The 9,070-nt window shown below is 62.8% G+C and carries 10 protein-coding genes; 1 reads left to right on the top strand and 9 read right to left on the bottom strand.

Annotation, left to right across the window (positions count from 1 at the left end):
* The first annotated feature begins 447 nt into the window (after positions 1 to 447).
* Positions 448 to 879: a Fur family transcriptional regulator gene (locus QKE30_RS09740; RefSeq protein WP_297666311.1), complete on the top strand. Its 432-nt coding sequence runs from the start codon at positions 448 to 450 to the stop codon at positions 877 to 879.
* Between the two features lie 35 nt (positions 880 to 914).
* Here the strand turns inward: QKE30_RS09740 and QKE30_RS09735 are convergent, their stop codons facing one another.
* From QKE30_RS09735 to QKE30_RS09695, 9 genes are all read right to left on the bottom strand, one after another.
* A complete protein-coding gene (locus tag QKE30_RS09735; protein ID WP_239201203.1) occupies positions 915 to 2,063 on the bottom strand; it encodes a VIT1/CCC1 transporter family protein in 1,149 nt (382 codons plus the stop codon).
* A gap of 62 nt (positions 2,064 to 2,125) precedes the next feature.
* The gene (locus tag QKE30_RS09730; protein WP_347934687.1) at positions 2,126 to 2,851 is read right to left on the bottom strand and encodes an isoprenyl transferase; all 726 of its coding nucleotides are present in this window, start codon (positions 2,849 to 2,851) and stop codon (positions 2,126 to 2,128) included.
* Between the two features lie 57 nt (positions 2,852 to 2,908).
* Entirely contained in the window at positions 2,909 to 3,658 is a 750-nt protein-coding gene (gene recO, locus QKE30_RS09725) for a DNA repair protein RecO (protein ID WP_239201167.1), read from the bottom strand.
* Between the two features lie 48 nt (positions 3,659 to 3,706).
* Positions 3,707 to 4,090, bottom strand: a complete 384-nt coding sequence (locus QKE30_RS09720; RefSeq protein WP_239201164.1) for a DUF4282 domain-containing protein — start codon at positions 4,088 to 4,090, stop codon at positions 3,707 to 3,709.
* 3 nt (positions 4,091 to 4,093) lie between these two features.
* On the bottom strand, positions 4,094 to 4,855 hold the full coding sequence (locus tag QKE30_RS09715; protein WP_239201161.1) for a DUF4282 domain-containing protein: 762 nt from the start codon (positions 4,853 to 4,855) through the stop codon (positions 4,094 to 4,096).
* A gap of 126 nt (positions 4,856 to 4,981) precedes the next feature.
* Positions 4,982 to 5,938, bottom strand: coding sequence for a GTPase Era (gene era / locus QKE30_RS09710; protein WP_173362254.1), 957 nt, complete (start codon positions 5,936 to 5,938; stop codon positions 4,982 to 4,984).
* A gap of 64 nt (positions 5,939 to 6,002) precedes the next feature.
* On the bottom strand, positions 6,003 to 7,418 hold the full coding sequence (locus QKE30_RS09705; protein WP_347934686.1) for a hemolysin family protein: 1,416 nt from the start codon (positions 7,416 to 7,418) through the stop codon (positions 6,003 to 6,005).
* Positions 7,419 to 7,467: 49 nt separating this feature from the next.
* Positions 7,468 to 8,016: an rRNA maturation RNase YbeY gene (ybeY, locus tag QKE30_RS09700; RefSeq protein ID WP_005296353.1), complete on the bottom strand. Its 549-nt coding sequence runs from the start codon at positions 8,014 to 8,016 to the stop codon at positions 7,468 to 7,470.
* Between the two features lie 56 nt (positions 8,017 to 8,072).
* The gene (locus QKE30_RS09695; RefSeq protein WP_347934685.1) at positions 8,073 to 9,068 is read right to left on the bottom strand and encodes a PhoH family protein; all 996 of its coding nucleotides are present in this window, start codon (positions 9,066 to 9,068) and stop codon (positions 8,073 to 8,075) included.
* Positions 9,069 to 9,070: the final 2 nt, after the last annotated feature.

The following is a 9,070-nucleotide window of genomic DNA, read 5'->3' as shown; positions in this document are numbered from 1 at the left end:
GTCATTAAAAATGGGTGAAGATAAAAAAGAACCCGCGGTTAGGGGGGGGTAAATACCGCGGGTTCCGGCCGCGCTTTCCTCATAAAGAGAATGGGGCCTGTTCCCTTTAGCTGGAAGCTGCGAAGGGGGGGATTACGCACGCTCCCAAGGGAACTGCCTTAAATCTAGCCCGGGGGTTTCTAGAAAGTCAAGCGTCCGGAGCACATTAGTTTGGGCAAATTTTCTGGCCCGCCAGCGTTGCGCTTGAGGCTTGGGTCGGGTGGCCTCCACACCGCTTGCATAGCGTTCTGAACCGACTTATCGAAAGCTTATTGAAAATTGGCGGCAAGATCCCTAATGTGAGTAGTTACCGCAGGTTGACTGCTGCAGAAGCAATATTAGTTAGCCACACAGCGCACGTTTGAAGCACATTCAAAGCACTTTTAGAGCACAAGGAGCAAGCTCACCGTGAGCACCCCAGCTACCAACAAAATTCCCAAGATCGGCCAGCGCAACACCCGCCAACGACGCGCTGTGGCGGAGCTACTGGAAGGGCTCACCACGTTTTGCAGTGCCCAGGACATCCACCAGAAGCTCGTAGCTCAGGACCACAAGGTCGGCCTGACCACCGTGTACCGAACGCTGCAGCAGATGGCGGAAGCCGGCGCGATCGATACGCTCTACGACGATACCGGCGAGACCCTCTACCGTGCCTGTGCCACCGACGATCACCACCATCACCTTGTGTGCACCTCCTGTCGCCGGACCGTGGAGATCGACGGCGGCCCCGTCGAAGACTGGGCCGCAGAGACCGCCAAGAAGTTCGGCTACGAAAAGTCCGGCCACACCGCCGAGATCTTCGGCCTGTGCGGGGACTGCCAGAAGAAGTCCGCTAGCTAGCCAGCAGCCAGCTAGCCGCGGGCTCAGATCTAGAACTAAACGTTGAACAACGAGCCGAGCAGGTACGTCGCCCCGGCGGCGCCGAAACCAATGAGCAATTGACGCAAGGCGCGTCGCCCCGGCTCCACGCCAGACAACAAGCCCACCACAGAGCCGGTAAACATCAAGGCCAACCCCACCATCACGCATGAGACAATCGCCGCGGTGGAACCGGAGAGGCCGAAGATATACGGCAGCACCGGGATCAGAGCGCCGACCGCGAAGCAGAAGAAGCTGGAGACCGCAGCGGACAAGCCGGAGCCGCCATCCTCGTGTTCGGGAGCCGCGTGCTCCACCATGCTCTCCCCGGCGCCCTGCGCGGAAACGGTACCGACCTTCTCTGCATCGAAGGCCTGCTCCCCCACCGGCTGGTTCGTCTCGATGATCGAATCGAAAACGCGGCGGGCACGGTCGGCGGCCTCCTGTTCGCTCATGCCGCGGGCGCGGTACACCAGCGCCAGCTCGTTCTGGTTCACGTCCAGGTTCGGCAGCGAACGGCTGGCGTTCGGGTCCGGGGCGTTCGCGCCCAGCAGCTCCTTCTGCGAGGTCACGGACACGTACTCGCCCGCGGCCATCGACAGCGCGCCGGCCAGTAGGCCAGCGATACCGGTGACCAACACCAGGTGCGAGGATCCACCCGTGCCGACCATGCCCAGCACCAGCGCCAGGTTTGAAACCAGGCCATCGTTCGCGCCGAAGATCGCCGCGCGGAAATCCCCAGACATGCGGGCGCGCCCGCGTGCGGCCAAGCCACGGACGACCTCGGCGTGAATCGCCTCGTCCGCCGCAAGCTGGTCGTCAGCGTCATCATCAGAAATGTATTCGTTGCGCTGCTCCGAGGATTGCATCAGAGCCAGCACGAATACCGAACCGAAGCGCCGTGCCATCCACGCCTTCATGCGGGTATCCAGGCTTGCCTTGCGCGGCAGGCCCACGTATTCGCCGAGGCGGTTCTTCCAATAGGCCTCGTGGCGCGCTTCTGCCTCCGCAAGCCCCAGCAGGATGGCGCGCTCCTCGCCGGTCTTCTTGCGCGCCAGCTCGCGGTACACGGCTCCCTCAGCGCGCTCGTTGGCCAGGTACTGCTGCCAGCGTGCGATCTGACGCTTCGTCGGCTGTGGCTGCTCGGCCTGTTCGGCCTGGCTTATCTGCCCGGCCTGCTCCTCGGGCTGCTCGGCGGCATCCGCCCCGTTTGCACCGGTCACGTCGCTCACTTCACACCTCCAAAGCGCCTATCGCGCTTCGCAAACTCTAGCACCGCCGCGCGCAGGTGATTCGGCGTGTAATCCGGGAACAGCACATCCTGGTACACCATCTCCGCATAGGTGGACTGCCAGGGCAAGAAGTTTGAGGTTCGTTTCTCGCCCGACGGCCGCAGAAACAGATCCACGTCCGGCATGTCGGGTTCGTCCAGGTAGCGGGCGAACGTCTTCTCGTTCACCTGCCGGGGCTTCAACTTCCCAGCCTTCACGTCCTCGGCGATCCAGCGCGCCGCATCCGCGATCTCCGCTCGGCCACCGTAATTCACGCACATGCCCAAGGTCATGGTCGTGTTGTTTTTTGTCAGCTCCTCGGCTGCCTCCAGCTCTGAGATCACTGTGCGCCACAGGCGCGGGCGGCGGCCCACCCAGCGGATCCGCACCCCGAGGCTGTTCAGGTAGTCGCGCTGGCGACGCAGCACGTCGCGGTTGAAGCCCATCAAAAAGCGCACCTCATCAGCCGAACGGCGCCAGTTTTCGGTGGAGAACGCATAGGCGGAGAGGTAATCCACCCCAAGCTCGATGCATTCCTCTACCAAAGACATCAGCACAGCCTCGCCGCGGCGGTGCCCCTCAGTGCGGACCATGCCGCGTTCCTCAGCCCAGCGCCCGTTGCCGTCCATTACCAGCGCGATGTGCTTCGGACGGAGCTCCGGCGGAATCTCGGAACGGTCCACGTGCGGATATTCAGTGCTACTCACCCGTACTATCTTGCCACACGCGCACCATTGCCCCTATAGCGCTGCGTAAGCCGGGCAGCCTACTTCCAGCTGCTGCCGCACGTGGGCCAGCAGCAGGCGGTGCGATTGTGCCGCGATGTCTTGCCCCTGCTCGTCGCGCAGTATTTGGGCTGCTTGTTCGTGACGCCCCTTCTTCAGCAGCCACAGGGCATGTACCGCCGCCGACGGCGGCGTGAACGCGCCCGGGGGCCTGCACGTCACGCACACCGCACCCCCGGCGCCTGGGTGAAACGCCCGGTGGGGGCCGCGCTTGCCGCACTGCGCACAGTCGACCAGGCTGGGCTCCCAGCCGGCGACCTCCAGGCCATGAAGCACGAACTCGTCGGCCACGCTGACCGGAGGGAGGGCTGAGGTGGTTAATTGCTGGAGTGCGGCGTCCAGAAGAAAAAAGATCGAGTGCGCCGACGACGGCTCAGCGGCAAAGACCTGGGCCATCTCCAACATCGCCGCCCCCGCGTAGAAGCGATCGACATCCGCGACGATGGGCGAGGCATAGGTGGCGACGGTGGCGGCATCGGTGACGTTGGCCAACGAACGGCCGGGGTAAATCTGCACGTCAACGCGGGAGAAGCGGTCCAGGCGGGCGCCAAAGCGCGAACGGGTCTTGCGGATTCCCTTGGCTACGGCGCGGATCAGGCCATTGTCCTTGGTGAGCAGGACGAGGATCAGGTCGGCCTCACCCAACTTGTAGGTGCGAAGCACAAAGGCCTCGTCCCGAAAGCTGGGACGAGACCTTCTACTCATAGGCAGCAAGTATAGCGCTTGCCCGAAAGTGCTCGAGCTAAGCCAAAGCTAAACGGACATACCCCGCTGCTTGATGCGACTCCACGCGGCCGCAGTGTTGGTCAGTGCCGCGAAGACCTCCAGGGAAATGCGGATAACCGCCAAGTTAGCGATCGACTGAACGATCGTAATCAAGGTGGAGATCAGCTTGCCAGGAACGGAATCGCCAGTACTGAAAGAGTATTCCACGTTGTTCGCTCCTTGGCTGGAGCCCTGACTGTAAGCAGAGAATTCGAAAATGCTAAGGCTAGTCCATGTACTGATCAGTGAAAACACCATGTACAGACCGATCACGATCATGGCGATGATGTACAGCACTCGCAGAAACGACCGAGTCGTGTACTTCTGAAAGTTAACGTCGAAGAGCCCGGAAAGAAAGGATTCGTTTCCCATTGGCTAGCTCCCGTTGGTCGAAGTACGCGCCTGTCGCTCGTCGATGGACTGCACCGACTGCGCAGTGCGGATGATGGACACAGCGACCTCCAGACCAACGCGGTAAAACGCCAGCCACGCAACAGCACCGAGGAGCACCAGCGGGATACCGATGAGCACCAGGACAATTGCGGAAGCGTCCTGCGCCATCGCAGCCAAGAAGCCGATGACAGCCAGCAGCACGAATAGGCCGACGACGATCATCAACAGGATGTACAGCACCTTCACCACCGACGGGGTGGCGTAACGGGTGAAGCTGAAGTCGAACAGAGCAGAGAAGAAACCGTCGTTTTCGGTACCCGTCGAGTTCGCCATCTGCTGGTTCGGGTAGGCCTGGAAGCCGGCCGCGCCCTGCGGCTGGTTCTGCTGACCCCAGGGTTCCTGCTGGCCGAACTGATTCTGGCCGAACTGATTCGTGTCGTACTGGTTCGTATCGTACTGACTCGGCTGGCCGTAGGAGCTCGGCTGAGAGTACTGATCCTGCTGGCCAAACTGATCCTGGCCGAACTGGTCCTGGCCATAGGAACCGTACTGGCCCTGGCCGTACTGGCCGAAGCCCTGGGAGTAGTCCTGCGTCTGGTCCTGTCCGGAACCGTTGTTCAGGCCGCCGTTGTCGGCTGCACCGTTGTTTGCAGTGCCGTTGTCGCCAGCACCATTGCTGCCAGCGCCGTCCGCCGAGTGCTTGCCGGAATCATCGGAACCATAGGGGTTAGACGGGGTTGTCACTAGTAGCCCTTCCTAGCGGCGCAAAACATGCGCCTGGTTTGGGGGCGCGCCATGCGCCACGAATGTACAAGATCAAGGTCTAGACCAACCTATCGCACTTCGCCTTCGCGCACAGGGGAAATACCGTTAGAATCCCATCCGCCCCAACTGCTTAGGGTCCGACTGCCAGTTCTTCGCCACCTTAATGTGCACGTCTAGGTAGATGTTTTGATCCAGCATCTTCACGATTTCCAGCCGCGAACGGTGGACGATGCGCGACAAGCGCCGCCCGTCCTTGCCTCGCAGAATCGCCTTCTGGCCTTCGCGCTCTACGTAAATCACCGCGTGCACGTCCAGCACGCCCTCGCGTTGCGGGTTCGGCACAACCTCCTCGATCTGCACGGCCACGGAGTGTGGCAGCTCGTCGTGCAGCCCCTCCAGCGCGGCCTCGCGGATCAGCTCGGCCATGCGGGTATCGCGGTCGTCGTCGGTCACGTGGTCGTCCGGGTAGAACTTCGGCCCTTCCGGAAGCTGGTCGCGCAGCACGTCCAGCAGCACGTCCAGCTGCACCTGCTTGGTGGAGGAAACCGGCACCACGTCCGCCCCATCCAGCAGTTCGTGTAGCGCCAGCAGCTGCGCGCCGACCTGGTCCTTGGAGACCTTGTCTAGCTTCGTCACCACACCGATCAGCGGGGTTTTCGGCGCGACGGAACGCACGGCGTCCACAATCCAGCGATCCCCCGGGCCGATCTTCTCGTCCGCGGGCACGCACATGGCGATGACGTCCACATCCGAGTACGTCTCTTTAACTACCTCGTTCAGCCGCTCGCCAAGCAGCGTGCGGGGGCGGTGCAGGCCGGGGGTGTCCACCAAAATGATCTGGGCGTCCTCGCGGTGGACAATGCCACGGATCGGGTGGCGCGTGGTTTCCGGCTGGTCGGCGGTGATGGCGATCTTCTCCCCCACCAGCGCGTTCGTCAGGGTGGACTTGCCGGTGTTTGGGCGACCGACGAAGCTGACAAACCCGGAGCGGAAGCCCTCGGGCGCACGGTATTCCTCCGGCACTTCCATCTCTTCGGGTGCCACGCCCGCCCCTTCGGGCATTCCCGCGCCCGGGTCGAAGGGATCTTCGGGGATGTAAGGATCGTTCATGGTCATCAAGTATCCCTTATTGCTGTGCTTTATCGCTAACGCTCTTATCTTGGGGTTTATCTTGGCCACTGTTTCTTGTGGACGCCGCCACGGCCGTCCCTTCCGCAGCCCCACCATCGCGGTCGGCATCAACAGTGCCCTCAGGCTGCTGTTCGCGAGTCACCACGGCGGTACGGATCTTCACGCGCCCACGGCGGTCACGTCCACCCTCGTAACGAAGATGCAGACCGACTGTGGAAATCTCCGCCCCTGGGATCGGCACCCTGCCCAGTTCGAAGGCCCCGAGGCCGTAGACGGTATCCACTTCCTCGTGCTGCTCATCGCTGAACTCCACGTCCTCGAATAGCTCCTCGAGTTCCTCCAGCGACAGTCGCGCCTGCACTCGGTAGCTGCCGTCTTCCAGCGGCTCTATCGGCGCTTGCTCCGACGTGTCGTATTCGTCGGTGATCTCGCCGACGATCTCCTCCAGGATGTCCTCAATCGAGATCAGCCCCGCCACGGCACCGTATTCGTCGATGAGCATGGCGATGTGGATCTGGTCGCGCTGCATGTCCTCTAGCAGGTCGTCCAGCTTCTTCGAGTCCGGTACGAACACGGCGGGCCGCATGCAGTCGCGCACGCGGATGGAGCTGCCGCCGTCGGTCATGTGATAGGTCTCGGCGATGAGGTCTTTGAGGTAAATGACGCCCACAATGTCGTCCACGTCATCGCCCACCACGGGCAGGCGGGAAAGACCGGTACGCACGCACAGGCTGGTGGCTTGGCCGGCGGTCTTGTCGGCCTCGATCCACACCATCTCGGGGCGCGGCACCATCACGGAGCGCGCCGAGGTGTTGGCAAGGTCGAATACGGATTGGATCATCCGGCGCTCGTCCATCTCCACCACGCCGCGTTCGGAGGCGATGTCCACCATCTCGCGCAGCTCGATTTCGGAGGCAAAGGGGCCGTTGCGGAAACCCCGTCCGGGGGTCAGCACGTTACCCGCGCCGACCAGCAGCTTGGCGATGGGGCCCAGTAGCTTGGATAGGCCCAGCAGGATCGGGGCGGTCGCCAGGCTAATGGTGTACGGGTTCTGCCGGCCGAGCGTGCGGGAGAGCACGCCGATCAGGATGAACGTCAGCAGCGTGACGATCACGATGGCGGTGGCGAAAGCCCAGCCGCGCGAGCCCATCAGCTCCACACACGCGGCGGCGGCCAGCACCGCGCCGGAGACCTCACAGATGGTGCGGAGCAGCACCAGCAGGTTAATGTGGCCAGCCCGCCCCTCGAGCACCCGCTCCAGCCGGGCCGCGCCCGGGCGATCCTCCTTTACCAGGTTCTCCACCCGCGCCGCGGAGAGCGAGGACACTGCCGTTTCCACCAGCGACAGCACACCTCCGAGGAAAAGTGCAAGGATCGCGAACGGGATGGATAAGGGGATGTCGATCGTCATCTTTCGAAGCTTCTAGCTCTTCCTGGGTTTGAGTGGGGACTAGTGGGTTCTAGTTCTGGGTATCGTCGCGGTCCGCGGCGCTGGGGAAGGCCCCGGCGCCGGTTGGCTTCGGGGCGAAGCTCACGCCGCGCTCCTCCTGGGAGTCGTACCAGTTCGCCAGGATCTCATTCTGCAGGGCGAACATCTTCTGCTCGTCCTCCGGGGTGACGTGGTCGAAGCCCAGCAGGTGCAGCACCCCGTGGACGGTCAGCAGGTCGAGCTCGTGAGCCAGGGAGTGACCCGCACGGGTCGCCTGCCCTTCGGCAAAGTCGGGGCACAGCATGATGTCACCCAGCATCGCCGGGGAGGGCTCCGCCGCATCCTTGCGGCCCCAACCTGGCGTCAATTCGTCCATAGGAAAGCTCATCACATCGGTAGGGCCGGGCAGATCCATCCACCTAACGTGCAGGTCCTCGATGGTTTCCAGGTCCACAATGTGGATAGATAGTTCGGCGGCCGGGTGGACGTCGAGGGTCCACAGGGCGTAGCGGGCGACGTCGATCAACTCTTCCTCGTTGACCTCGCCGCGGCCGGATTCGTTAAAAACTTCGATGCTCATTGGGTGCTCGCCTTTTGGTAGTTCGTGCTTGCCGCTAGATTTCCGCTAGATTTCCGTTAAATTTCATTGTCCAGCTCGTAGGTGCCATAGGCCTCCACGATCTTGGAGACCAGCCGGTGGCGCACCACGTCGTCGGAATCCAAGTTGATGATCGACACGCCATCCACGCCCTGCAGAACCTGGCGAGCCACCTTCAGCCCGGACTCCTGACGGTTCGGCAGATCTACCTGGCTCAAGTCGCCGGTGACCACCATCTTGGAGCCAAAGCCCAGGCGGGTGAGGAACATCTTCATCTGCGCCGGGGTGGTGTTCTGCGCCTCGTCCAGCACCACGAAGGAATCATTAAGCGTGCGGCCGCGCATGTAGGCCAGAGGCGCGACCTCGATCACGCCGGTATCCATCAGCCGGGGAATCGTCTCCGGATCCACCATCTCCCGCAGCGCATCGTGCAGCGGGCGCAAGTAGGGGTCGATCTTGTCGCTGAGCGTGCCGGGCAGAAAGCCCAGCTTCTCCCCCGCCTCCACTGCCGGGCGGGTAAGGATGATGCGATTGACGTCCTTGGCCTGCAGGGCCTGCACGGCCTTGGCCATCGCTAGATACGTCTTACCCGTACCGGCCGGGCCGATGCCGAATACGATCGCGTCCTCGTCGATGGCCTCCACGTACTCCTGCTGGCCAGGCGTCTTCGGGCGCACCGTCTTGCCACGGTAGGAGACGATGGGTGCGGAATCGCTGCTGGAAACCAGCGCCGGGGCTTGCTCCTCCACCAGGGTGATCGCGCGCTTTGTGGCGGCCGGATCCACCGCATGGCCGCGGCTGACCAGGTTGATCATCTCCTGCAACACCCGGCGCACCTGGGAGACCTCAGAGGCCTCGCCGCGGATCGTCACGCGGTTGCCGCGGGTCAGGATGTCCGCATCGAAGGCGTACTCCAGCACCCGCAGGTTCTCATCTGCCGGGCCGGCGACGGCCAGAACCGATTCCGGGTCGAGCTCCACGGTAGAGCTGGCTACGCGGGGGCGCGGTGACCTAGCGGAGTTGGGTGACGTCATGT

The organism is Corynebacterium sp. c24Ua_83 (assembly GCF_039907245.1).
Classification (GTDB): Bacteria; Actinomycetota; Actinomycetes; order Mycobacteriales; family Mycobacteriaceae; genus Corynebacterium.
The sequence above is the reverse complement of the archived record's forward strand: the minus strand, read 5'-3'. Positions and strand labels throughout refer to the sequence as shown.

Coding starts and splice junctions, on each gene's coding strand:
- recO (WP_239201167.1), bottom strand. CDS start 3,658: ATGAGTAGAAGGTCTCGTCCCAGCTTTCGGGACGAGGCCTTTGTGCTT.
- QKE30_RS09720 (WP_239201164.1), bottom strand. CDS start 4,090: ATGGGAAACGAATCCTTTCTTTCCGGGCTCTTCGACGTTAACTTTCAG.
- era (WP_173362254.1), bottom strand. CDS start 5,938: ATGCCCGAAGGGGCGGGCGTGGCACCCGAAGAGATGGAAGTGCCGGAG.
- QKE30_RS09705 (WP_347934686.1), bottom strand. CDS start 7,418: ATGACGATCGACATCCCCTTATCCATCCCGTTCGCGATCCTTGCACTT.
- ybeY (WP_005296353.1), bottom strand. CDS start 8,016: ATGAGCATCGAAGTTTTTAACGAATCCGGCCGCGGCGAGGTCAACGAG.
- QKE30_RS09695 (WP_347934685.1), bottom strand. CDS start 9,068: ATGACGTCACCCAACTCCGCTAGGTCACCGCGCCCCCGCGTAGCCAGC.